At 42.1% G+C, this 24,957-nt stretch carries 21 protein-coding genes and 2 tRNA genes; 11 read left to right on the forward strand and 12 right to left on the reverse strand.

All coding sequences use genetic code 11. The features are described from left to right. Window positions 1-2 precede the first annotated feature (2 nt). The 6 genes from pheS to AC2VOY_RS01175 all read right to left on the reverse strand — a co-directional run bounded on the left by pheS (window position 3) and on the right by AC2VOY_RS01175 (window position 4,098). Window positions 3-983, reverse strand: coding sequence for a phenylalanine--tRNA ligase subunit alpha (gene pheS, locus AC2VOY_RS01150; protein WP_491831811.1), 981 nt, complete (start codon window positions 981-983; stop codon window positions 3-5). 235 nt (window positions 984-1,218) lie between these two features. Beyond that, entirely contained in the window at window positions 1,219-1,830 is a 612-nt protein-coding gene (locus AC2VOY_RS01155) for a MarC family protein (RefSeq protein WP_491831812.1), read from the reverse strand. 202 nt (window positions 1,831-2,032) lie between these two features. Then, window positions 2,033-2,410: a VOC family protein gene (locus tag AC2VOY_RS01160; RefSeq protein ID WP_491831813.1), complete on the reverse strand. Its 378-nt coding sequence runs from the start codon at window positions 2,408-2,410 to the stop codon at window positions 2,033-2,035. 85 nt (window positions 2,411-2,495) lie between these two features. Next, window positions 2,496-3,668: a PcfJ domain-containing protein gene (locus AC2VOY_RS01165; RefSeq protein ID WP_491831814.1), complete on the reverse strand. Its 1,173-nt coding sequence runs from the start codon at window positions 3,666-3,668 to the stop codon at window positions 2,496-2,498. A 251-nt stretch (window positions 3,669-3,919) separates the two neighbouring features. After that, window positions 3,920-3,996 (reverse strand) — tRNA-Val (locus AC2VOY_RS01170). A 25-nt stretch (window positions 3,997-4,021) separates the two neighbouring features. Continuing rightward, window positions 4,022-4,098: transfer RNA gene (locus tag AC2VOY_RS01175), tRNA-Val, on the reverse strand. 496 nt (window positions 4,099-4,594) lie between these two features. Between AC2VOY_RS01175 and AC2VOY_RS01180 the strand changes: the two genes are divergently transcribed. Both AC2VOY_RS01180 and AC2VOY_RS01185 read left to right on the forward strand, forming a co-directional pair. Next, entirely contained in the window at window positions 4,595-5,893 is a 1,299-nt protein-coding gene (locus tag AC2VOY_RS01180; protein ID WP_491831815.1) for a dicarboxylate/amino acid:cation symporter, read from the forward strand. 137 nt (window positions 5,894-6,030) lie between these two features. Then, window positions 6,031-6,921 (forward strand): DMT family transporter, encoded by an 891-nt coding sequence (locus AC2VOY_RS01185; RefSeq protein ID WP_491831816.1) that lies wholly within the window; start codon window positions 6,031-6,033, stop codon window positions 6,919-6,921. Window positions 6,922-6,939: 18 nt separating this feature from the next. Here the strand turns inward: AC2VOY_RS01185 and AC2VOY_RS01190 are convergent, their stop codons facing one another. Continuing rightward, window positions 6,940-7,422: a DUF3465 domain-containing protein gene (locus AC2VOY_RS01190; RefSeq protein WP_491831817.1), complete on the reverse strand. Its 483-nt coding sequence runs from the start codon at window positions 7,420-7,422 to the stop codon at window positions 6,940-6,942. A gap of 29 nt (window positions 7,423-7,451) precedes the next feature. On the opposite strand from AC2VOY_RS01190, the gene AC2VOY_RS01195 reads away from it, so the two are divergent. The 5 genes from AC2VOY_RS01195 (at window position 7,452) to pstB (ending at window position 12,208) form a co-directional block, all read left to right on the forward strand. Then, on the forward strand, window positions 7,452-8,249 hold the full coding sequence (locus AC2VOY_RS01195) for a sterol desaturase family protein (RefSeq protein WP_491831818.1): 798 nt from the start codon (window positions 7,452-7,454) through the stop codon (window positions 8,247-8,249). 138 nt (window positions 8,250-8,387) lie between these two features. Then, complete coding sequence (gene pstS / locus AC2VOY_RS01200) at window positions 8,388-9,428, forward strand: phosphate ABC transporter substrate-binding protein PstS (protein WP_491831820.1); 1,041 nt, start codon at window positions 8,388-8,390, stop codon at window positions 9,426-9,428. Between the two features lie 118 nt (window positions 9,429-9,546). Then, a complete protein-coding gene (pstC, locus tag AC2VOY_RS01205; RefSeq protein ID WP_491832963.1) occupies window positions 9,547-10,464 on the forward strand; it encodes a phosphate ABC transporter permease subunit PstC in 918 nt (305 codons plus the stop codon). Further along, entirely contained in the window at window positions 10,461-11,330 is an 870-nt protein-coding gene (gene pstA, locus AC2VOY_RS01210; RefSeq protein ID WP_491831821.1) for a phosphate ABC transporter permease PstA, read from the forward strand. Before pstC ends, pstA begins: the two co-directional genes overlap by 4 nt. 59 nt (window positions 11,331-11,389) lie before the next feature. Next, entirely contained in the window at window positions 11,390-12,208 is an 819-nt protein-coding gene (pstB, locus tag AC2VOY_RS01215; protein ID WP_491832965.1) for a phosphate ABC transporter ATP-binding protein PstB, read from the forward strand. Between the two features lie 138 nt (window positions 12,209-12,346). Here the strand turns inward: pstB and AC2VOY_RS01220 are convergent, their stop codons facing one another. Continuing rightward, window positions 12,347-13,828, reverse strand: a complete 1,482-nt coding sequence (locus AC2VOY_RS01220; protein ID WP_491831822.1) for an FMN-binding glutamate synthase family protein — start codon at window positions 13,826-13,828, stop codon at window positions 12,347-12,349. Window positions 13,829-14,317: 489 nt separating this feature from the next. On the opposite strand from AC2VOY_RS01220, the gene AC2VOY_RS01225 reads away from it, so the two are divergent. The 4 genes from AC2VOY_RS01225 to AC2VOY_RS01240 all read left to right on the forward strand — a co-directional run bounded on the left by AC2VOY_RS01225 (window position 14,318) and on the right by AC2VOY_RS01240 (window position 18,333). After that, window positions 14,318-15,196, forward strand: a complete 879-nt coding sequence (locus AC2VOY_RS01225; RefSeq protein WP_491831823.1) for a MurR/RpiR family transcriptional regulator — start codon at window positions 14,318-14,320, stop codon at window positions 15,194-15,196. A gap of 197 nt (window positions 15,197-15,393) precedes the next feature. After that, window positions 15,394-15,657, forward strand: a complete 264-nt coding sequence (locus AC2VOY_RS01230; RefSeq protein ID WP_491831824.1) for a GrxA family glutaredoxin — start codon at window positions 15,394-15,396, stop codon at window positions 15,655-15,657. 253 nt (window positions 15,658-15,910) lie between these two features. Next, a complete protein-coding gene (locus AC2VOY_RS01235) occupies window positions 15,911-17,593 on the forward strand; it encodes an aspartate:alanine antiporter (protein ID WP_491831825.1) in 1,683 nt (560 codons plus the stop codon). Between the two features lie 74 nt (window positions 17,594-17,667). Then, entirely contained in the window at window positions 17,668-18,333 is a 666-nt protein-coding gene (locus AC2VOY_RS01240) for an SDR family oxidoreductase (RefSeq protein WP_491831826.1), read from the forward strand. 84 nt (window positions 18,334-18,417) lie between these two features. On the opposite strand, the gene fabV is transcribed toward AC2VOY_RS01240, so the two are convergent. From fabV to AC2VOY_RS01260, 4 genes are all read right to left on the reverse strand, one after another. Continuing rightward, window positions 18,418-19,620, reverse strand: a complete 1,203-nt coding sequence (gene fabV / locus AC2VOY_RS01245; protein ID WP_491831827.1) for an enoyl-ACP reductase FabV — start codon at window positions 19,618-19,620, stop codon at window positions 18,418-18,420. 219 nt (window positions 19,621-19,839) lie between these two features. Then, entirely contained in the window at window positions 19,840-22,116 is a 2,277-nt protein-coding gene (locus AC2VOY_RS01250) for an acyl-CoA dehydrogenase (protein WP_491831828.1), read from the reverse strand. Between the two features lie 437 nt (window positions 22,117-22,553). Next, the gene (nhaA, locus tag AC2VOY_RS01255) at window positions 22,554-23,750 is read right to left on the reverse strand and encodes a Na+/H+ antiporter NhaA (protein WP_491831829.1); all 1,197 of its coding nucleotides are present in this window, start codon (window positions 23,748-23,750) and stop codon (window positions 22,554-22,556) included. A 111-nt stretch (window positions 23,751-23,861) separates the two neighbouring features. Then, window positions 23,862-24,956: a lipocalin-like domain-containing protein gene (locus AC2VOY_RS01260; protein ID WP_491831830.1), complete on the reverse strand. Its 1,095-nt coding sequence runs from the start codon at window positions 24,954-24,956 to the stop codon at window positions 23,862-23,864. Between the last annotated feature and the right edge of the window lies 1 nt (window position 24,957).

Below are 24,957 nucleotides of genomic sequence, written 5' to 3' on the forward strand. Positions count from 1 at the left end.
ACTTACTTAAACTGCTTTAGGAAACGAAGATCATTTTCGAAGAATGCGCGTAAATCGTTTACGCCATAACGAAGCATAGTTAAACGCTCCACACCCATTCCGAAGGCAAAACCTGAATATTTTTCAGGATCGATGCCAACGCTGCGTAGCACATTTGGATGCACCATCCCGCAGCCTAGAACTTCAAGCCATTTACCATTTTTACCTTTTACGTCCACTTCAGCTGAAGGCTCTGTAAATGGGAAGTAAGATGGACGGAAGCGCACTTCTAAATCTTCTTCGAAGAAGCTGCGTAGAAAATCGCTTAAAATGCCTTTAAGTTGCGCGAAGTTGACGTTTTCATCAACCAGCATACCTTCCACTTGGTGGAACATTGGGGTATGCGTTTGATCATAGTCATTACGATACACACGACCCGGTGCAATGAAGCGAAACGGCGGTTTGCCTGCTTCCATGGTACGGATTTGAACACCAGAGGTGTGGGTGCGGAGCATCAGATCAGGATTAAAGAAGAACGTATCATGATCGGTACGTGCTGGGTGATCATCGGCGATGTTCAATGCATCAAAGTTATGGAATGCATCTTCAACTTCAGGACCAGATTCAACTGCAAAACCAAGCTCACCAAAGAAGGTTTCGATACGCTCAATAGTACGCGTGACTGGGTGAAGACCACCGTTTTCAATGCGGCGTCCAGGAAGCGTGACATCAATCGTCTCCGCAGCAAGTTTGGCTTCAAGCTCAGCTTTTTCAAGTTCAGTTTTACGCGCAGCGATTGCTTGCTGGACTAAACCTTTGGCTTTGTTGATTTCTTGACCGGCACTGCGGCGTTCTTCTGGCGGTAATTTACCTAAGCTTTGCAGTAAAGACGTTAGTTCACCTTTTTTACCTAAAAATTGAACACGAACATCATCCAGTGTATTCACGGATTGTGCGCCTTCAATTGCTGCGGTTGCATTCGCAATAATCTGTTCTAGTTGCATTCTTTCCTCACCTACCCCAAGGGCAGTTCCATTCGGCAATTGCCGTGATAATAATTAGCAGCTGACTTCACGGGTTAAGCGTGCGATCAGCGGCAAAAATCAGTTATCCGTATATACTAATGAAACCAAGGAAAAAAGCCAAACTTAAATCAAGGTCTATGGCGAATTTGGCTTATTTTTCTAGAAAGTGATTAATTTTTAACACATATATTCAATTCACTGACATTTTAATGGCTTATAAATGCAGCTGGAAATATTCAGTGATCCCGCCAAGCACACTTGAAACGGCAACTGAAGCAAGGATAAGTCCCATCACCTTACTGATAATACTTGCGCCACTATTACCAATAAAACGATGAATATATGACGCGCATAGCAGCAAAACCAGCACCACTAATAGTACGCCAAGCATAGTTAATGCGGTAAAGGACTGTTCGACCCAAGTATATTCACTATTTTCAGTTAAAAGTACTGCGGCAAGCATGGCGCCAGGACTAGCAATTGAAGGCACAGCTAAGGGAAAGATTGCCACATCCGTTGCGCTGACAAGCTTCATTTCTTGATCTGGCTTACTGTCTCCAAAAATCATCGATAAAGCGAAGATAAAAAGCACAATGCCGCCGGCGATTTGGAAAGCTGATAATGGCGTATTGATTGCGGTTAAGATGCGCTCCCCTGCGACGAGGAAGAATAGTAAAATCAGCGCTGAAATGAATGTCGCTTTGAGCGCAATTTTACGCTTAACTTTTTCATCATAACCACGCGTGACGGCAATAAAGACGGGAATCGTACCAATCGGGTCGATAACGGCAAAGAAGAAGATAAAGGTGGCAAGTAAGTCATGCATAGATAGATGTCTCCGATAAAGCCTGATTCTTGTTATTTTTATTACTTTAACTCGATCAATATCACATTTATCTATTTTTTGATATAAAAATTAGCAGTTTGGAAACATTTGTTAAACAAAAAAGCATACTCAACAGGCTTAGAAGTTTTCCAAGCGCGCAAGTATGCTTTTATTTATCTATAAAACTTAAGCGTCAGGCTGATTACATACGATACAAAGTACAAATCTTATTGCCTGCTGGATCAAGCAAGTACGCAAGGTATAAATCACCATTAGGACTTTGACGCACACCCGGTGGATTTTCCACTGCGCGACCACCGTTGGCTAAACCAACTTCATGCCATGTGTTAATTTGCTCAGGGCTGGTTGCTGAAAAACCAAGCGTAAAACCATTGCCGTGTGTGGCCGCTTCACCATTGATAGGTTTGGTGAGGGCAAACACATCTTTGTCACTTTTATAAAAGCAGCGACCAAGTGGATCTATCACGCCTGCTTCATAGCCTAAAACAGCCATAATCGCATCATAGAATTTTTTTGACTCGTCGATATCATTCGCGCCAAGCATTACATGACTAAACATTTGATCTTCCTTTTATTACATAAAAATTAATTCGTTAACTAAGATACGCCATCAGCCAAAGAGTTCAAGCTATTTTGACTCAAGCTTAAGACGCTTCACGTCGCTCAAATTGAATCTCACGTGATGCATAGCCAACGACTTTGCGAAACCATTTGATGACGAGTTGACGCGTCTCATAGCTTACGGAACTATTTTTATAGCCCCTAATTTGATCGATAGTAAATTTAGGCTTCTGACCTATGCGCACCTGAACCCCAATCGTGACCCGCTCTGGCGAAAGCATGCGAAAAACACAATACCTCCCCTGCAAAGCGCGATTATGATAACTCGCAATACAATGGGCAAGTTCCCGGCCTTCCTTCACGATTTCATCGAAGTTTAAAATCGGCTCAATCACACAATTAGTATGCTTATTTTGAAGACCTTTGAGTTTCAAGGGATAAGGCATGTCTGCATTCGCAGGGCGCAACCTTGTTTGGTTGTAATGTGCGTTTAATCGTCCAGTCCATCTATCATGCAGCTGCTCTATCGCTTCGAGCGAGCGTAAATCTTTCATCACAGCGAGCGGATTATGCACTCCTAAGCGGCGGCCCATTTCCACGGTATCAAAAAATTCAGGCCATCGATCACGCACCGCGCGCAATGGCTGCAATGAAATTTCTTTACCTAAACGCGAACCAGTTAACATAGGGAACCATTGATCAAGCTTGAGCGCAGCATAAGTGATCACAGAATAATGTCTAAATGTTAAATAGCGTGGATCGCCTTGGGTGATTCGCTGACAAATAAGCGTGAAGCGATTGGTGCTACTGTCTTTCAGATCAAGCTTACTTAAAAACTTTAATACCGATTTACTCGACTCAAACCCCAGCTCTGCTAAGATTTGTTTTTGACCAAGACGGCATAATTTAAGCGCAGTTTCATTATCATAAGAATAATGATGACAGATTAATGCTAAGAGAATTGGGCGTGACATGAGTATGTCATAGGCTTCTTTTTGCTGCATCGCAAGACAAATCATTTGATATTGATATTCGAAACCAACACGAGATTGCGCGACCAGTTCTTGCGGTAAGCTCGCGACTAAGCCCTCTTTATCATACAAACTTAATGTCTCAAGACTCATCCCTATTCCACCCTCAACAGCTTCAACCGCATCATCATAGACACGATAAGACTTGAGCTGACCTTGTGTATAAAGTATGACTAAATCATAACCTAAGCCGAGCTGCGCAGTAGGGACAACAATTTCTGACATTTATAATCCTTATAAATAGAGTGGCAATTGATGGCTATGATAATACACTATCCGACAAACTGTACTGCATTCAAACATGCCCTTACAAAAATTTCATCCATAATAAAGATGAAGCTTTGAAAACAAGATTAAGCAACGATAAAGAAGATAATACAGTTTGTTTAAGGAAAAGGAAGAGGCAGGAAAAAGTAAAAGATACAAAAAAACCTGCAACGAAGTGCAGGTTTAATGTCTATCAATGATAGAAAATTTGGTGGGTCCGGGCGAACTCGAATCGCCGACCCCTACCATGTCAAGGTAGTACTCTAACCAACTGAGCTACGGACCCAAATTTTATTTTTGCTCCTAGGTAATGGTGGGTCCGGGCGAACTCGAATCGCCGACCCCTACCATGTCAAGGTAGTACTCTAACCAACTGAGCTACGGACCCATTACCTTGGAACGAGATGGATAATAGCGACTCCAATCAAAGCTTGCAAGAAAAAATTACAAGACTTTGATTTGTTTGCTTAGTTTTCAAACAAAAGGGAGATTATTTCGCAAATATGAATAAAAATCACTCGCCAATTAGACTTTTATACGCAAACACAAGTGCACTGATAAAAGTGCGGATAGCCCTAGCTAGTTTATTCTATTGTAAAAATATGTTAGCTTCCTGTTATGCTGAACTTTACACATATGCAACATATAATCTCGTGTAAGTGGCACTTATTTGGTACAAACATCACAACTTACCCACTTTTAGCAGGATATTTGAACAATAAATAATTTCAAATTCCGCCTAAATGTATCCATTTATGTCAATAAGTGTGATCATTATCACATAAGTAAATCTAATTAATAGATTAAAAAAGCTAATCCGTTCATTCCTCTGCTATTCTCAACTTACTTTGAAAAGTTGTACAAAGTTTTTATGGAGAAATTGCATGACCAAGGACAATAAAAGTTCCCTCACCCGCCGCATTATTATCAGCATGTTTGCTGGTATCGCATGTGGTCTATTTATTCAATACTTTTTCGCGACCAACCATTTTGTTCACGAATATTTAGTCAACGGCTTGTTTGACGTTATCGGTAAGATTTTTGTCGCGAGTTTAAAAATGCTCGTTGTGCCATTGGTATTTGTATCACTGGTTTGCGGCACTAGCTCATTAAAAGATATTTCAACGCTTGGCCGCCTTGGTGGAAAAACCTTAGGCCTTTATGTGTTAACGACAGCGGTTGCAATCACACTTGCTTTAGTTATGGGTACAGTTTTCCAACCTGGTTCTGGCGCAGACTTAACCAGTGCGGCTAGCTTTAAAGCGACTGAAGCGCCATCTTTAGGCGATGTGATTGTGGGCATGTTCCCATCCAACCCGATCGCAGCAATGACTAATGGTAATACACTACAGATCATTGTGTTTGCAGTATTATTCGGTATTGCTATCAGCCTTGCTGGCAAAGCTGGTGAACGTGTAGCGAACTTCTTTAGTGATATCAACGAAGTAATCATGAAGCTTGTGACGCTATTAATGGAAGTGGCGCCAATTGGTATCTTCTTCTTGATGGCTAAACTATTCACGACACTGGGTCTTAGCGCAATCGGCAACCTTGCTGCTTATTTCTTTGTGCTAACCGGTACATTACTACTGCATGCATTTGTAAGCTACAGTGCAATTTTGAAATTTGGTGCGGGTCTAAACCCTATCCACTTCTGGCGTAAAATTAAAGATGCAATCATGTTTGCGTTTTCAACTGCCTCTTCAAATGCAACGCTACCAATTACAATGGAAACGGCTACTCATCGTTTAGGTGTAAGCAACAAAGTGGCTTCATTTACAATTCCACTTGGTGCAACCATCAACATGGATGGTACAGCTATCATGCAAGGTGTGGCGACTGCCTTTATCGCACAAGCGTTCAACATCGATTTGACTATGGGTGATTACATCAGCGTGATCTTAACCGCTACCCTTGCATCAATCGGAACAGCTGGTGTACCAGGTGTTGGTTTGATTATGCTTGCAATGGTATTAAACCAAGTCGGTCTACCACTAGAAGGTATTGCCTTAATCATGGGTGTTGACCGTTTGCTTGATATGATCCGTACAGCCGTTAACATTACAGGTGATAGCGCCGTAACTTGTGCGGTTGCTAAATCTGAGCAAGCGTTAGATGAAAGCATCTATATTGATGAAAATGCTGGTGTAAAAGAGCTAGAAGAAGCGCACCGCGTCCTCTAATCTAAAACACACTGATTGATCGAATCAAAGTACGTAAGCCTTATTTCCAATCTCGGAAGTAAGGCTTTTTTTATAGTGATCACAAATTTTTGCTCTGCTATGATAGCCCCTTCTTTACCAGCCTTTTTGAGCCCCCTATGCAACAAGAAACCAAAGCTAGCTTGATCCTCGTCCTGACCACTTTTCTTGCCGGTCTGGGTTGGATATTTTCTAAAGAAGCCATTGCCGGTATGCCGCCTGTGGGATTTCTCGGCGTGCGTTTTTTACTCGCAGCGCTTATCTTATTGCCCTTTTGTCTAAAAGATTTAAGAAAGCTAGCATGGCAGCAAATTCGCAGTGCCGCGCTTGTTGGTGGGATGCTTGGCAGCGCCGTGATGCTTTGGGTTTATGCAATTTCAATTGCCACTTCACTTGCTGAAGGTGCGTTTATTGCCAGTCTTTCTATGTTGATGGTGCCGATTGTTGCTTGGATCATGTTCAAACAAAAGCCAAGTTATATGTTTTGGGTATCTTTACCTATTGCCGTGATCGGGCTCTTTTTGCTCGCATCAAGTAATGGATTTAAGCCTGAAGTCAGCCAACTTTGGTTTTTAGCCTCTGCTGTGTGCATGGCGATTCACTTTAATTTAAATGCGAAGTTTGCTGCGCAGATCCCAAGCCTTGCCTTAGTCTGCATTCAAATGGTAAGCGCCGGCACATTGGCAACTATCTTATCTTTATTTATCGAATCTTGGCCTGCGCAGATCAGTACAGATATATGGGTATGGTTTGGATTAAGTGTCTTGCTTGCAACCTCAATTCGTTATGTGATGCAAACCTTAGGGCAAAAGCTTACAACGCCGGGCAACGCTGCAATTATCATGATCTTAGAGCCAGTTTGGGCGAGTATTATGAGTGTGATTTGGTATCATGAATCACTCTCGAGTTTAAAAATCATTGGTTGTTTATTTATTCTAGCCTCTTTATTTATATATCGCGGCGGTGCAAGGCTTATCGAAAACTATGCAAACCGCCGCAATCAAAGCTAAGTGAGTTAAACCCTAAGCTTATTGATAGGTTTTTCCTTGCCACTTCAACCAACCATCAACGTGGCGTTTGCCGGGATCTTTATGCGTCCAGTGCACAACGCCGCCTTTATCGTTAGTTTCATACTCGCCATAAAAAGCCACTGTGTCCCCTTTTTGCAAGCCATTTAAACGCGGAGAAAGATCGATATTATGCGCCACCAGCACAGTATCGCCTGATGCAAGTTTTAAGATAAACTTCTGATGCTGGCTGCCTTTGGTATCATCTTTTAGTGTTGCGACCACAACACCTTCTCCGAATACTTGAACATCCCCACGCTTTTGCGCAATGGCATCTTGGATTGGTTTATCCTGCGCACGAAACTGAGTAGACTCAGACGGAGTGCTTGATGGTGTGGCAGTTGAATGATTAGTTGTCCCATCTTGAAAGAAAGCTTGGTATAAACCAATCAATACTATGATGATGGCAGCAATAAGTTTTTTAACTATCGGGCTGTTTTGCATTTTAATCCCTTTAATGATTTAGGTTATATATGGAACATGAACTAAGCTGGTTACGTCCGTTGTGCTTTTTTACTATTTTAATTTTAATGGCGTTATGGGAAATCAAAGCGCCAAAGAAAAAGCTTACTTTAAACAAAAGTATGCGATGGGCAAATAATTTTGCATTGGTTTTTAGTAATTCATTCCTTTTAGCTTGGATTTTACCCATTCTTGCTATAGATAGCGCCTTGATTGCCGAGTCCAAAGGTTTAGGTTTATTTCATTTTTCGCTTTTTCAAGCGCTCCCTTTCCCCCTCATTTTTATCTTATCCTTGTTAATTCTTGATGGGTTAATTTATTGGCAGCATCGAATTTTCCATCGCGTACCAATTTTATGGCGCTTGCATCGTTTACATCATGCAGACCAAGATATTGATCTCTCGACAGGCGCTCGCTTTCATTTTATTGAAATTCTTTTATCTATGCTGATAAAAATGGCTGCAATCTTGCTACTGGGCGTGCCTTGGCAAGCTGTGCTTACTTTTGAGATTATTTTAAATGCCTGCGCCATGTTTAATCACTCCAATGTCCGCTTAAGTCAAAAATGGGATGCAAGGATCCGCCCATTTTTTGTTACTCCTGATATGCACAGAGTTCATCATTCTTCACTTGCCACAGAAATGCACCATAACTTTGGCTTTTCACTTTCTATCTGGGATCGGATCTTTAAATCCTACCAAGATCAACCAAAACTTGGCCATGATGCCATGCAAATCGGCTTACCAAACTTTCGTAGTATAAAAGAGCAAAAGTTTTTTTCTATGTTAACTCAACCATTTAGATCTTAGACAGCTTATTTTAACGGCTAAAAATGCGACGAAAATCAAATTGAATTTAAAATATTAAAAAACTGTCATCAAAGTGACATTTTTCATTCCTATTATAGAGACTCATCACATGACCTTACTCTTTTTTAGGACAAGACAATGAAGAAGTATTCTTTGATTTTAGCGACATTAGGTTTAATTGCAGCACCAACATTTGCGGCAACAACAATTAACGGCGCAGGTGCAACGTTCCCTTATCCTGTTTATGCAGATTGGGCAAAAGCTTATAACAAAGAAACAGGCGTTCAACTTAATTATCAAGCAATTGGCTCAGGCGGCGGGATTAAGCAAATCCAAGCTAAAACCGTAGATTTCGGTGCATCGGATGCGCCACTTTCAAAAGAAGAACTTGATAAAGATGGTCTTGTTCAGTTCCCAGCAGTGATGGGTTCTATCGTTCCAGTTATCAATGTGAAAGGTATTGATGCAGGTGAGCTTAAACTGTCTGGTGAAGTGCTTGCAGATATTTATCTTGGCAAAATCAAATCTTGGGATGACGCAGCAATCAAAGCACTAAACCCTGATCTTGACCTTCCTAAACAAATGATCATCACAGTCCACCGCTCAGACGGTTCTGGCACAACTTACAACTACACAGATTATCTTGACCGCGCAAGCAAAGACTGGTCAACACAAGTTGGTGTAGGCAAAGAAGTGGCATGGCCAAAAGCTGCAACAAACTTAGGTGGTAAAGGTAACGCTGGCGTTGCAAACCTAGTTAAACGTACCCCTGGTGCTATCGGTTATGTTGAGTTTGCCTATGCTGAGCAAAACAACCTTGTCTTCACTCAAATGAAGAATAAAGATGGCAACTTTGTAACACCTTCTCTAAAAGCTTTCCAAGCTGCGGCGGCAAATGCTGATTGGGCAAATGCACCTGGCTTTAGACTTATGCTAAATGACCAACCTGGCGCAGATTCTTGGCCAATGACTGCTGCAACCTTCATCTTGATGTATAAAGATCAAGCAAATGCTGACACCGCGAAAGAAGTATTGAAATTCTTCCAATGGGGTTATGAGCATGACGATATCGCAACAGACCTAGGTTATGTACCTATGCCTGAAAATGTTATCGACATGGTTGAAGACATGTGGTCACAAAATATTAAAGCCGATGGCAAAGCAATTTACAGCAAATAAGCTGACCCGTTTTTAATATGAAATGGCATGCCTATTATAGGTGTGCCCTTTGTCGTTTCTATTACGTTGAGGATTTCCATTGAGCCAGTCAGATCTCACCTCGAATACAATACACCGCATGTCTCACCAAAGCGCAGATCGCGTTTTCTTACGTGTGAGCTTTGTGAGTGCATCATTAATCACCCTTCTAATGATTGCTATTTTTGCATCCTTAGTTGGTGGCGCAATGCCTGCTATCTCAGAGTTTGGTATCGGTTTTCTTACTAGCCAAGACTGGGATCCTGTGCAATCTTTATTTGGCGCAGCCAATGCCTTATACGGCACATTAGTTTCAGCATTTATTGCTGTATTGCTTGCCACGCCAATCGGGATTGCCATTGCTATCTCACTCTCTGAGCTCATGCCAAATTGGTTATCCAAGCCCATTAGCCTTGCGATCGAACTGCTCGCGGCTGTCCCAAGTATTATCTATGGGATGTGGGGCCTGTTTGTCTTCGCGCCTTGGTTTTCTGAAAATATTCAAATGTGGTTTCTTGAAAATGTTGCCCCACTACCATTTATTGGCACATTATTTTCGGGACCGCCGATTGGCTTAGGTCTACTGACTTCTGGGATTATCCTCTCGTTTATGATTTTGCCGATCTTAACCTCTTTAATTAAAGATGCGTTAGCGACTGTACCAAACGTACTACGTGAGTCTTCTTATGGTATTGGTGCGCACTCATCTGAAGTCATTTTAAAGGTTTTATTGCCATCGATTAAAAGTTCGATTCTTGGCGCCTTTATTCTTTCCCTTGGCCGCGCATTAGGCGAAACCATGGCGATCACATTCGTTGTTGGTGGTTCGCAAGATATCAATGCTTCGCTATTTATGCCTGCGACATCGATTTCAGCAACCATCGCTGAGCAATTTAACGAAGCCACCAACCCAATGCACCTTTCGGCATTGCTTGCACTTGGTCTGGTTTTATTTGTGATCACCTTCATTGTGATGGGTTACGCACGTATCCAACTTAGAAAAGGAAAACTCTCATGACACGAGCTCAATGGCGTACGTTTAAGAGTCGCTCATTTCGCTATTTTTGCTACCTTGCCACGACACTTGGTTTAGTCATCTTAGCGGTCATCATATACAGTTTATTAGCTAAAGGTTTAAAAGGTCTAACATGGGCAACCTTTACTGAATCTATGCCAAGCCCTGGCGGTGAAGGTGGCCTTGCCAATGCCATCGTCGGGAGTTTGATGATAAGCATTGTCGGTATATTAATTGCCATTCCAGTTGGTCTTTTAGCCGGTACTTGGTTATCTGAATACGGCAAAGATTCAAAACTTGCGGATACCATTCGTTTCTTAAACGGCATGCTGATGAGCTCACCATCTATTTTGATTGGCCTTTTTGTATATGAAATTGTTGTCCGTCCAACGGGAAGCTTCTCTGGTTGGGCTGGGTCGATTGCCTTGGCTGTGATTGCGCTGCCGATGATCGTCTCAACGACAGAAGAAATGCTCAAATTAGTGCCAACTAGTATTCGCGAAGCAGGCGCGGGGATAGGCTTGCCGAAATGGCGAGTGACCCTGTCACTGAGTTATCGCAGTGTGGGCGCTGGGATCTTAACTGGGATTCTACTCTCTTTTGCGCGTATCTCAGGTGAAACTGCACCGTTACTCTTTACTTCGCTAAACAACAGCTTTATGTCATTTGATATGAGCGGTCCAATGGCGAATTTACCTGTAACTATCTATAACCTTGCACTTAGTCCATATGACTCTTGGAATGATCTAGCATGGACTGGCGCTTTGATCATTACTTTGGCCATATTATTTTTAAACATGACTTCACGAATGCTGCCAACATGGCTTGCAAACCGTAGCCATAAAAAAGCAACTAAGGAAACAGCATGATGACTAACTTACAATTTACAGCGTCAGAAATGGCAAGCTCACTAACGCCATCAAATAAAATGGCACCGACTACACCTATTAATCAAGCAAGCGATATGACACAAAGCCAACCGTTAAAAGAAAGAATGAAAATTAAAGACTTGAACTTTTTTTATGGCAAAGGCCATGGCAAACAAGCTTTATTTAATATCAACTTGCCGATTTATAAGAATAAAGTGACAGCTATCATTGGTGCTTCAGGTTGCGGTAAATCAACGCTGTTGCGTACCATGAACCGCATCTATAACTTGTATGATGAGCATTATGCTGAAGGAGAGATCCACCTAGATGGCAATGATATTTTAGCCTCGGGTGTCGACATCTATAATTTGCGTAGCAAAATTGGCATGATCTTCCAAAAACCAACGCCTTTCCCTATGACAATTTATGAAAACATTGCCTTTGGGATCCGTCTAAACGAGAAACTTTCTAAAGAAGAGATGGATGCACGCGTCCAAGATGCGTTGGAGCAAGGCCGCTTATGGAAAGAAGTGAAAGATAAGTTACATACTGATGCGATGGGGCTTTCCGGTGGTCAGCAGCAACGTTTATGTATTGCACGTACCGTCGCATTAAAACCTGAAGTCATCTTGATGGATGAACCAACTTCAGCGCTAGATCCGATTGCAACACAAGGGATCGAAAAGTTGATCTCTAAATTACGTAAGTCTTACACTATCGTGATTGTGACGCACAATATGCAACAAGCAAGACGTATCTCAGACTACACAGCCTTCATGCACTTGGGTGAGCTAATTGAGTTTGGTAAGACGGTTCAAATCTTTGAACAGCCGAAAAAAGGCATGACGGGTGAATACATTAGCGGCGAATTTGGTTAAGCTTAAACTTTCTACTAAGTACAATCTCTTTTGCTAAACACAAAAAGCCAATTCACTCCCCAAGTTCCTAGGGAATGAATTGGCCTTTTTATTGCCTATCTTACTTATATTTGCTTATTTGCCTAACAAGCAAAGCGCTTATTGGTAATTCTGATAGAGTTTATCTAGCGAGACTGAAATCCCACTTTCGGTTACCACACGCACATGTTTTGGCTGGATCCCACGGATATTCGACACCCCACATGAGTGCGCCAAAATGCCCAAGCCATAGTGAATATATTTGTTGTAATACGCCACACGCTCGGTTTTATTGGTGACATCTAGGCCTTGTTGACGCTTTATATTTTGCGTTGCAATACCTGTTGGGCATGTATCTTTATTACATTGCAGTGATTGGATGCAACCTAAAGCAAACATGTATCCACGCGCAGAGGTAACAAAATCTGCGCCAAGTGCAATGGCCCATGCGACTTTAGATGGTGTAATAAGCTTGCCTGAAGCGATCACTTTGATTCGCTCACGCAGGCCATGTTTTTCGAGTAAACTAACAACAAGTGGTAAACTTTCTTTAAGTGGCATCCCGACATAATCCATTAAAGGCTGTGGCGCTGCCCCCGTGCCGCCATCTGCGCTATCAATCGTAATGAAATCTGGCGCAGACTCGATACCACGAGCTTTAATTTCTTCAAAGAAACCTTCAATCCAACCATAAGCCCCGATCACAGCTTTAAACCCAACTGGCTTACCTGTCACGCTACGCACACGCTCAATCATATCAAGCAGTTCAGCATTACTTTGAATATCTGGGTGCCCATTTGGACTGATGGAGTCTTGTCCCTCTGGAATGCCGCGAATTTGCGCTATTTCTGCCGTCACTTTTGCGCCAGGTAAGATCCCACCTTTTCCCGGCTTTGCCCCTTGGCTCATTTTGATCTCAAACATCCGCACTTGTTCATGCGCCGCCGCAGCTTTCAGCTTTTCATCAGATAATTTACCGTCTTCATCGCGCACACCATATTTCGCCGTCCCGATTTGCACCACAATATCCGCGCCACTTTCAAGATGATAAGGCGTCAAACCACCTTCACCTGTATTCATCCAGCAGCCAGCTTTTTTTGCCCCTTGGGATAAAGCGCGCACAGCAGGCTTTGAGATCGCGCCATAACTCATCCCTGAAATATTAAACACGGACTCAGTGGTATAAGGTTTTGATGCATAAGGACCAATTGTCACAGCATCCGGTGCGGTTGCATCTTCATCTAACGTCGGAAATGGGCAGTTCATAAACATCACAGAGCCTGTTGGGTCTAAGCTACGCGTTGAACCAAATGCAATCGTATGATCTTCATTTTTTGCCGCGCGATACACCCAACTGCGTTCAGCTCGGTTAAAAGGCATCTCCTCCCTATCCATTGCAAAGAAGTACTGCCTAAAAAATTCACCTTGTTTTTCAAAGAAGTAACGCAGACGGCCAATCACCGGATAGTTATGTCGAATCGCATGAGTATGTTGTTTTTTATCAACAATATAGAAGTAAACAACAACTAAAACACCAAGCCCCAACACCAACAAAAATAAACTCGCTAAAATATCAATAACAACTAAAAATCCATTATCCACAGTATTACTCCTTACTCACTTAGTCGTGATAAAATTTTCCATCGTTATCATTTGTAACAAGCTAAGCTTTTATTTTCAAAGTCATAAGTCTCAAAGTGTGGCGCTCTGCGAAAGGCTTAGGGCATGAAATCTATAGTCTGTGATTAAGGTTGAAAGCGCTGCACTTGACAGCAATCGGTTACACCTAAAACGTTAGCTTGATCTATGCTTTGTTGCTTATCTGTACAGAGGGGAAAAATCACAAGCTTTTATTGAAAAATAATTTCTTTTTGTTACTAAAATAAATCAAAAATTCATCAAAAGCACAAAAATGAAAGAAAAGTACTTTCAAAACTGAAATTATTTTGTATTTTTAGGCATTTTTTGATAAAAACTAACTTGTTATTAATTTACTCATTTTATACCCAGAATAAAAATAAAGGGTAGTGAACGCGCAAATGTCGCGGGCAATAAACAAATGGCCTGTCGTTGGAAGGAAGTACAGCATTTATGAATACCTTAGAGAAAATTCAAAAGAATCTAAATATCTTCAGTAAATCAGAAAGGAAGGTTGCTGAAGTGATTATTGAATCGCCTGAGACGGCCATTCATTCAAGCATTGCGACACTTGCAAAACTTGCAGATGTGAGTGAGCCAACAGTCAATCGATTTTGTCGTCGTTTAGACACGAAAGGCTTCCCTGATTTTAAACTTCATCTTGCGCAAAGCCTTGCCAATGGCACGCCTTATGTCAACCGCAACGTGGATGAATCAGATGGGCCTGATGCCTATACACACAAGATTTTCGAATCAACCATGGCTTGCTTGGATGTTGCCAAAAACAGCTTAGATCCAAAGCAAATTAACCGTGCAGTCGATTTACTTATCCAAGCGAAACACATTTCTTTCTTTGGTGTGGGCGCATCATCAGCGGTTGCCAAAGATGCGCAAAATAAGTTTATTCGTTTTAATATTCCAATCACTTATTTTGAAGATACAGTAATGCAACGCATGAGCTGCATTAACACCACTGAAAACGACGTAGTGGTACTGATTTCGCACACAGGCCGTACCAAGAGCCAAGTGGACATTGCGTATCTCGCTAAAGAAAATGGTGCAACGGTTATTGCGATTACGGCAAAAGATACCCCACTTGATCGCGCAGCAAGTCTTTCTATTACGGTCGATACACCAGAAGATACAGATGTGTATATGCCAATGGCGAGCCGCATCGTACAAATGACGGTGGTCGATGTCTTGGCAACCGGCTTTACGCTTCGCCGCGGTACTGGGTTTAGAGAAAATTTAAAACGCGTGAAAGATAGCCTCAAGGATTCACGTTATGATAAGTTTAATCAGCTTTATCTAACCGATGATGACTTAGAATAATTCGATCTATACCAGCACATGAATGCCTATGGCTTTTAAAGTAATGTCCAAGCTTTTGCTTTAACTGTAGTTTTAACAAACAATAGGCGATTACTTTATAAGCCATTGCTTTTATCTATCGGTCCAAGTGGCAATTTAGGCTTTTATTTCTAAGAGGCTTTGGGCATACTGAGTATATCGAAACAAAGGAGAGATATATGTTTGTTGTAATTTTTGGTCGCCCTGGTTGCCCGTTTTGTGTGCGTGCAAAAGATCTTGCTGAAAAACTAAAAGCAGATCGTGAAGATTTTAACTATCGTTACGTTGATATCCACGCAGAAGGCATCAGCAAAGCTGACCTAGAAAAAACTGTCGGCAAGCCTGTTGAAACAGTGCCACAAATTTTTGTTGATCAAGACCATGTTGGCGGTTACACAGAATTCGAAGCATACGCAAAAGAAAACTTAGGCGTATATAACTAATCACCCGCCATCTGTGCGAATGATTCGTTTTAAATATTCAAATTAAGCTCTCATTTTTGAGGGCTTTTTTTATACCATTTATCCATAAGCTGAATAAATAGGCCCTATCTCATCACAAAATTTACCCGAGTGTGAGCGGCGATCCACCCTTTCTTATCGCGTGAATTAAAAAGTCTAAAATTTTACTTATCGAACACGCATTTATTCGTTAAACTTGCGTCACTATTTGGCTTTTTTATCTGTTGAGTTATTTGTGAACATAGATGTCGCTGCGCTCCTAAATCAAAACCCTATCTTACTTTTATTTGTCGTCCTGGCAATAGGCCTATCCATAGGCAAAATACGCTTTGGTAGCTTCCAATTGGGCAATTCTATTGGGGTTCTTGTGACCTCTTTGCTGATGGGTCACCTTGGCTTTGAATTTAGTGCTGAGGCGTTAACCTTTGGCTTTATGATGTTTATCTATTGTGTTGGCATCGAAGCGGGTCCAAACTTTTTTGGTATTTTCTTACGCGACGGCAAGCACTATTTCTTCCTAAGCTTTATTGTGCTCGCTTCTGCATTGATTTTAACTTACTTGTTGACTCATGCGATTGATCTTGATTTTGGCTTAAACGCTGGGATCATGGCCGGTGCGATGACCTCGACGCCTATCTTGGTGGCAGCGCAAGATGCCTTAAACTCAGGCCTTGCAACTGTGCCGGATGATTTTCCGATTGCGAATGTGTTAAATAACCTCTCTGTTGGTTATGCCATCTCTTATTTGATTGGCTTAACCAGTATGATCATGTTTGCCAAACTTTTGCCTAAACTGCAAAAAGAGAACTTAAGTGATTCTGCGCAGCGCATTGCAGCGGAGCGTGGCCTTGGCGGCGCCGGTCAACGTAAAGTGTATTTGCCGATCATCCGCGCCTATCGTGTGGGTCAAGAGCTAATTGACTGGACAGATGGTAAAAACCTGCGCGAGCTGGGTATTTATCGTCAGACCGGTTGCTATATCGAACGTGTGCGTCGAAATGGCATTATTGCCCATCCTGATGGCGATGCTATTTTGCAACTCGGAGATGAAATTGCCTTGGTGGGGTATCCAGACAGCCACGCGCGTTTGGATCCTAGCTTTCGTAACGGCAAAGAAGTATTTGACCGAAACTTACTTGATTTACGTATCACTGAAGAAGAAATCGTGGTCAAGAGTGATAGTATCGCAGGTAAAAAGCTTTCCGATTTGAATATCGCAGAATACGGCTGTTTCTTAAGCCGTGTGGTGCGTGCGCAAATTGAAATGCCGATGGATCTAAATATTGTCCTCGCTAAAGGTGATATTTTACAAGTCAGTGGTGAGAAAAGCCGCGTCCTTGGGCTTGCTGAGCGAATCGGTTTCATCTCGGTTCATAGCCAAATTGCCGACTTACTCGCATTTTGCTGCTTCTTTATCCTTGGCCTGCTCTTTGGTCTTGTTACCATGACGTTTGGTCAAGTGACCTTTGGCCTTGGTAATGCGGTAGGTTTATTGCTATCAGGGATCACGCTTGGTTTCTTACGTGCCAACCACCCAACCTTTGGTTATGTGCCACAAGGGGCATTAAATATGGTCAAGGACTTGGGTCTGATGATCTTCATGGTCGGGATTGGTCTAAGCGCGGGAAGCAATATGTTTGAATATTTAACCCAGTTTGGCGTTAAGATTATCGGCGTAAGCTTTATTATCAGTGTGGTGCCTGTTGTGCTCGCTTATCTTTTTGGTGCTTATATCTTAAAGATGAACCGTGCATTGTTATTTGGCGCTATCATTGGTGCGCGCACTTGTGCACCAGCGATGGATATCGTAAATGACTATGCAAAATCAACCATTCCAGCATTAGGTTATGCCGGCACTTATGCGATATCGAATATTTTAATGACGCTTGCGGGCACACTTTTAATCATTATTAGTTAAAATTTAACATCACAACTTGCGCCTTGTGGCATAATAAAAACATATGGTTTTCATTCATTTTAAAGGATAATCAGATGAAAATATTAATCACAGGCGCAAGCAGTGGCATAGGTTATGCCCTTGCCGAGCTCCTCTCCCAACAAGATCATCAAGTCGTCGTCACGGCGCGTAGCCAAGATAAGCTTCTTAAGCTCACCCAGTGTCATCCCATTGTAGCCGATCTCAGTAATTCACAAGCGTGCGTGAGTATGTTTGAAGAGGCTGTCACTCACCTTGGTGGACTTGACTTACTGATTAATAATGCCGGCTTAAATACACGTAAATGCCCGATAGAAGAGATAAGCCTTGAAGAGCTTGATTTGCAGTATGCAGTGAACTTACGTGCACCTATTTTGCTCAGCCGTGAAGCATTAAAAGTCATGAAACCTGCTAAGCAAGGCATGATTATAAATTTAGTCAGTACCTGTGCCAAACGCTCAAACGAAACCATGAGCGTGTATACAGCGATGAAGCAAGGGCTTGCTGGCTTTAGTGGGATATTAATGAAAGAAGCGCAACCTCATGGGATCAAGGTCTCTACCTTGTACCCTGGCGGCGCAGATACGAATTTTAGAATTGCCGATCGCCCGGAATATATGTCAGCGCAAAGCGTGGCCAAAGTAATTGATAGCTTAGTCCATTTACCTGCAGATGTAGTCATGCATGAAATGACCTTCAGGCCTTTGGTAGAAGTCGAATAAAAAGATTAAAGCAGAATAAAAAATGGGCTGCTGATTTATCATCAAACTGCCCATTTTAAGATGTATTGCGGTTAAAATCAGAAATTAGATTTCTTCAACATCAAACTCAACAATCGTTGAAACGTCCGCATCATAATCGACGCCTTCTACGCCAAAACCAAAGAGTTTCAAGAATTCTTCTTTGTATTCAACATAGTCGGTTAACTCTTTCAAGTTTTCAGTGGTCACTTGTGGCCATAGGTCGCGACAATGCTGCTGAATGTCTTCACGCAACTCCCAGTCATCCAAACGCAGACGGTTTTTCTCATCCACTTCTGGCGCGCTTTGATCGTCTTTATATAAACGTTGGCTAAACATGCGATAGATTTGTTCCATGCAACCTTCGTGCACGCCTTCTTCACGCATTTTCTTAAACACCATCGCGATATAAAGCGGCATCACAGGAATAGCAGAACTTGCTTGGGTCACAACACTTTTCAGTACCGCAACATTTGCGCTGCCATCAATTTTTGCTAGTTCAGCATTTAAAGCGCTGGCTGCGCGATCAAGGTCCATCTTCGCTTGACCAAGTGCGCCATCCCAATAGATTGGCCATGTTAGCTCTGTGCCGATGTAGCTATAAGCGACAGTTTTACAACCTTGCGCTAGAACGCCGGCTTCAGAAAGCGCTTGCATCCAAAGTTCCCAATCTTCACCGCCCATGACTGTGACAGTGTCTTTGATTTCTTGCTCAGTGGCAGGCTCAACACTTGCTTCGATGATTTGATCTTTGTTAGTGTCAACCGCTGTAGCCGTATAAGTTTCACCAATAGGTTTTAGTGATGAACGAATCACTTCGCCTGTTTTTGGCATTTTACGTACAGGTGATGCGAGTGAATAGACAACCATATCCACTTGACCTAAATCTTGTTTGATCAGCTCAATTGTCTTTTGTTTTGCTTCATCAGAAAACGCATCGCCATTTAAGCTTTTTGAGTAAAGCCCTGCTTCTTTTGCGAATTTGTCAAAAGCTGCCGAGTTATACCAACCTGCTGTTCCCGGCTTTTTCTCTGTACCTTGTTTTTCAAAAAATACACCAATTGTTGCCGCGTCACCGCCAAAAGCTGCTGCAATGCGTGATGACAAGCCATAACCACTTGAGGCGCCGATCACGAGCACTTTTTTTGGAGCATTGGCAATCTTGCCTTGTGCTTTGGTATATTCAATTTGTTCTTTCACATTGGCTTCACAGCCAACTGGGTGTGTCGTTGTACAAATAAATCCACGAATTCTTGGTTTGATAATCATAAAGACCTTCCTCTAATTAACCTAGCTAGAATAAAAGGTTATCTAAGATTTCGCACCTAGTTTCTGCCTTTTTTAGTAAAAAATAAGAGAGGTTTGACCTCTTTCGAGTGTTTTTTAGACAAAAACAAGCGCATCACATCAAATTAACGCATTAGTTATTAATTGATGGATGCGCTGCGAGGAAGTTTTAAACCCATTTAAGCGATAACTTTCACTTTGTTATGCAATCGATCTGAGCTTTGTTTGACTCACTTGGGTCAAGACTTGACTAAAATCATGACTAAAATGGTCCACTTGAATGGCACGAATGCGTAATTTTTCAGCTTGCTTAATTTTATCCGCTTCATTTTGGGTCAAAATGTTCGCTTCGAGTGCTTGAGCAAGTTTTATCTCAAGCGGTGCTTTTCTGTCAATGTTGCCATCTTTGGCTCCTTTGACTAATTTTGCTTCTAAATCACGAATCGCATACATGGCTAAGAAAGCAGCTTCAATCAAACCAATATTGCTATTTTCATCTCCAATATAGCAAAGATGAGTTAAGCGATCGCGCTGCGCCCCCGGAACCATTAATAGATTTGCCAAGTCAATTTTTGACGCATCAAGACTAGTTTGAAAATGGTTACCGACTGGAAACACAAGTGTGCGCAAGATAAAGGCAGCAAAACGATTCGGGAAATTTCGATACACTTGCTGCAAAGCATCTGCAGCACGGCTTAGACAGTATTGCATGCCATAATCAACCAAAGGCAAATCTTCTGATAGCGCCCCATCATCTTGATAACGCTTTAATATTGCACTGCCGATAAAAAGATAACTAAGCACATCGCCCAAGCGCGCCGAAATCATTTCTTTACGTTTTAAATCTCCTCCCATGGTCAACATGGCAAAGTCACTACTTAGCGCTAACGCTTTACTTAAACGGGTTAAATCTTGATAGTAAGCTTTGGTTTTAGAATTTGGATAAGCATGCGCAAAGCGAGATCCCGTCAATGCCATACCCAAACTGCCCAACGCATTTTTAATGCTATAAGCAGTGTGTTTAAAGAGTAATTTATCAAACGCTTCAGCGCCTTTATCATGATCTGGATGTGCTGCAGCTTGCATTTCTGCTAACACATATGGGTGACAACGGGTTGCGCCTTGACCAAAAATCATCAAGTTTCGGGTTAAAATATTGGCTCCTTCAACCGTGATCGCCACTGGAACGCCCGCATAATGATTGGCAAGATAATTCATTGGCCCAGTTTGAATCGCGCGCCCCGCATGAATATCCATCGCATCGTTTAATACTTGCCTTGCCATTTCAGTCATATGATATTTAGTCATAGCGGTCACAATGCCCGGCTTTTCGCCTAAATCAAGCGCAGTTGTGGTCAAGGTGCGCGTGGCTTCCATCATATAAGTAAACCCAGCAATTCGCGCCATGGCTTCTGCGACGCCTTCAAACTTACCAATAGATAAGCCAAATTGACGTCTGACATACGCATATGCGCCTGTGGTGCGTGCACTAAGTTGCGCCGTTGCAACGCCTAAAGCTGGCAATGAAATGCCGCGTCCCGCGGATAAGCACTCCACCAACATGCGCCAACCTTTGCCGGCATAGTCCACCCCACCAATTAAGAAATCAAGCGGAATAAACACATCCTTGCCACGGGTTGGCCCATTCATAAAGGCCAGTCCAAGCGGATCATGACGGTCGCCAACTTCAACCCCAGGATGCGAAGTCGGGATCAAGGCGCAAGTAATGCCGATATCTTCTATCTCACCAATCAGATGATCAGGATCTTTTAGCTTAAAAGCCAAACCAAGTACGGTAGCAATTGGCGCCAATGTAATATAGCGCTTATTCCAACTTAGTTTGATGCCTAAAACTTTCTCACCTTGATGTTCGCCATAACACACTGTGCCCGTATCTGGGATAGCGCCTGCATCCGAGCCTGCTTCTGGCCCAGTTAACGCAAAGCAAGGCACATCTGTGCCATCAGCTAAGCGCGGTAACCAATACTCTTTTTGTTCTGGCGTGCCATACAATGTTAAGAGCTCACCTGGGCCGAGTGAATTGGGCACCATGACGCTAACTGCTGCGCTCATACTTTTGGTTGCGATTTGAGATACTATGGTTGAATTAGCAAGCGCAGAAAAATCACGTCCGCCATATTGCTTACCGATGATTAAAGATAAGAATTTGTGCTCGCGAATATATTGCCACACTTCATCAGGTAGTTTGCGCTGATGATTAACGATATCGAAATCATCTAACATACCGAGCAAAGTTTGAAGTTCGTTATTAATGAAGTCTTGCTCTTCTTGAGATAGGCTTGGTTTAGGGTATTCATGCAGTGCCTGCCAATCTGGTGAACCTGAGAAAAGTGCCCCGTCCCACCATACACTACCTGACTCCATGGCTTCGCGTTCGGTGACTGAAAGTGGCGGCAAGACTTGTTTAAACCACTTAAATGCAGGTTGTGAAATCCATTTTTTTCTCAAGCTTGTCATATCTACATCCTTTTTATTAGTTGCTCTGTGAGCCATCACCTAAAGCATAGAAAGGATTTAAAGATCCGCCAATTTGAAACAATCTTAATAATGACAAATACTTACAAACTGGGAGGCACTTTATATTTTTAAGCAATTATCTGCCAAAGCAGGGATATATTTGTGCTTGATGTAAGTGAAACCAGAGATAAATCCAAAACATCAGGTCAGATAAAAAATATGTCTAAAAAACGAATGAATTGTGGAACCAATTGGCGATCTCCAAGTCATATATTATGTAGCAAGTAATGATATGCTTAAACAGTTTTTTGTTTATTCATCATCAACTTCTCCTACACTGCTTTTTTCATATTTGAACTCCTCTATATGTTCGCCCAAACCTATGTGTTTGGGCTTTTTTTTACCCGTAAAAAGACAGGCTTGAACACATTCGAAGATTATTTTTTCAAACTCCACTTCAACGCAATATAACCGAAAATAGCAGAGAGAATAGAGCCAGATAAAATTCCCAAACGGGCTAAGTTCTCATAGTCATTTTCCTGGCCACTAAAAGCCAGTGAAGCAATAAAGATCGACATCGTAAAGCCGATCCCACATAAACCCGAAATCGCAAAAATATGTTTAAATGACACACCCTTAGGTAGATTTGCAACGCCAAGTTTAACCGCCAATAAACTAAAACTGACCACGCCTAACGGCTTCCCTAAGATAAGTCCAAGGGCAACCCCAAGCGGCACTGGCGCAAACACATCACTAAAGGATAAGCCTTCCAATACAACCCCTGCATTGGCGAAAGCAAATAAAGGTAAAATGCAGAAGTTAACCCAAGGCGTTAAGCGATGATGTAAGGTCTTTAACGGTGAGTAAGGCTTATCAGATGGATCTGATTCAGACGTTTTTTGTTGCGATGACTTGCGTTTATGAGCAGGTAAAGCATAAAGTGGAATGGCAAAACCAAGTACCACACCAGCCAGTGTCGCATGCACACCCGATTGCAGCACACTTGCCCATAAGACAAAGCCTACGACTAAATACGGCCACAACTTATCGACATTTTTATAATTTAGGAAACATAAAATAAGCGTCATGCAAAGTGCAATCAGTAGCGCAATGGTGGAGAGAGAATTGGTATAAAATAACGCGATGATCACAATTACGCCGAGATCATCGATAATAGCTAGGGCAAGTAAAAAGGCTTTTAAACCTGTCGGTACAGCGCTTCCCACCAAGGCTAAAATGCCCAATGCAAAGGCGATATCCGTTGCCGCAGGAATTGCCCAACCCTGTAGTGTGAGCGGATCATCTAAATTTAGAAGCAGATAAATTAAAGCTGGTGCAAGCATCCCACCAACTGCGGCGATAAAAGGAAAAATTGCCGCTTGCTTACTTTTCAAGCTTCCTTCAATCAATTCTTCTTTGACTTCAAGACCAATGCTTAAAAAGAAAATAGCCATTAAGCCATCATTAACCAAATGCGCTAATGTGACACCAAAAACTTTTGTATGGAGTAAAAACTGATAAAAACTTTGCCAATTAGAATTCGCAACCATAATGGCAAGCGCTGCGGCTGTAATTAAAAACAGACCGACACTGGCGTCACTCTTTAAAAATGCTTTTAATGATGAGTTTGGCATCCTTTCTCCTTAATCGATTAATCATGTACTCCTATGATTAAGCCTAACAGGAAATTGAGGTTTTGCACAAATAACATCAAGTTAGAGATTAATTTAATCCATTTTTAAGTTTTAAAAGTAGCCGCCTAACTGCATAAACCCTCGTCCTTTATGTGAGCCTTCAATGTATAAAGGCCCTTGCCAGTGCGGAATCCAAAATGGTGCCCAAACTTCTTTTGTGATTGGCCTTGTGATCAGATTAATACCATATTCAGGCACTTGAACCGACCACGAAAGGGGCAAGTTAAATCCATTGGTGAGGCGTGTATAAGTCAGTGGCCGTATCGTGATTTCTTCTTCGCTTATAGTGTGTAAATTGCCTTGTTTATCACTGACAGTGCCAATAATAAACGAAAGTTCTTCACTGTATGAATAACGAATAAAAGATAAAATGCTGCCATCAAATAATTTGAAATCAAAGAAGACTTTTTTGAGCCCGGGCTCTGCAATAATATTATCGCCCCATTGTTTTTTTATCCAGCCGCCGCCCTTCACTTTGATCTGTTTACCATTTAATGTTAACTGCCCTTCTACATCAATAAATGGCGCATTAATTTCATATGCAATAATACTTTGACTTTGCTCATCGAGCTTACGTCTAGAATCAATATTAGTGAAATAATTACCTTTACGTTTAACCGCTAAATGCATCGAAAAATCGTCTGTTATCGCGCGAATATCGGCCGGAAAGCTAGAGTTGCCGCGGCTTTGAAAGCTCCAGTTATCAACCCAAAAGCGTAGCGGCTGATTAAACACCCCAGCTTCGCCAATTCCACCACGGACATTACGCTGCTGCTTCCAAGCTTGATTTCCTTGGCTGATAATCACTTGTGCGCTATACATTTGACCATTTTTCCACCCCTGATGCGAGGGATCGGCGGTTTCATCCAGTCGGATACGCGCAAATAGCCATTGCAAATAATAAGTTTTCCCATCCTCACCCTCAACACGTGAGAGAAACTTAAATATTTCATAGCGAGATTCGAGATGCTCTTGAAAATTACTCACACTGACTTTATCTTCAGATTTCCAGATAATCCCGTTACGCATTTGAAGCTTAGATTCATCCGTCTTTAACTGAAAATCGAAGGCTTCAGCGTTAGCAAGTGCCCAATTCGGTGCAAGTAGATTAGCGCATATCAATATCAAAACATGAACATAACGCATC

The organism is Vibrio sp. KMM 9700 (assembly GCF_058545285.1).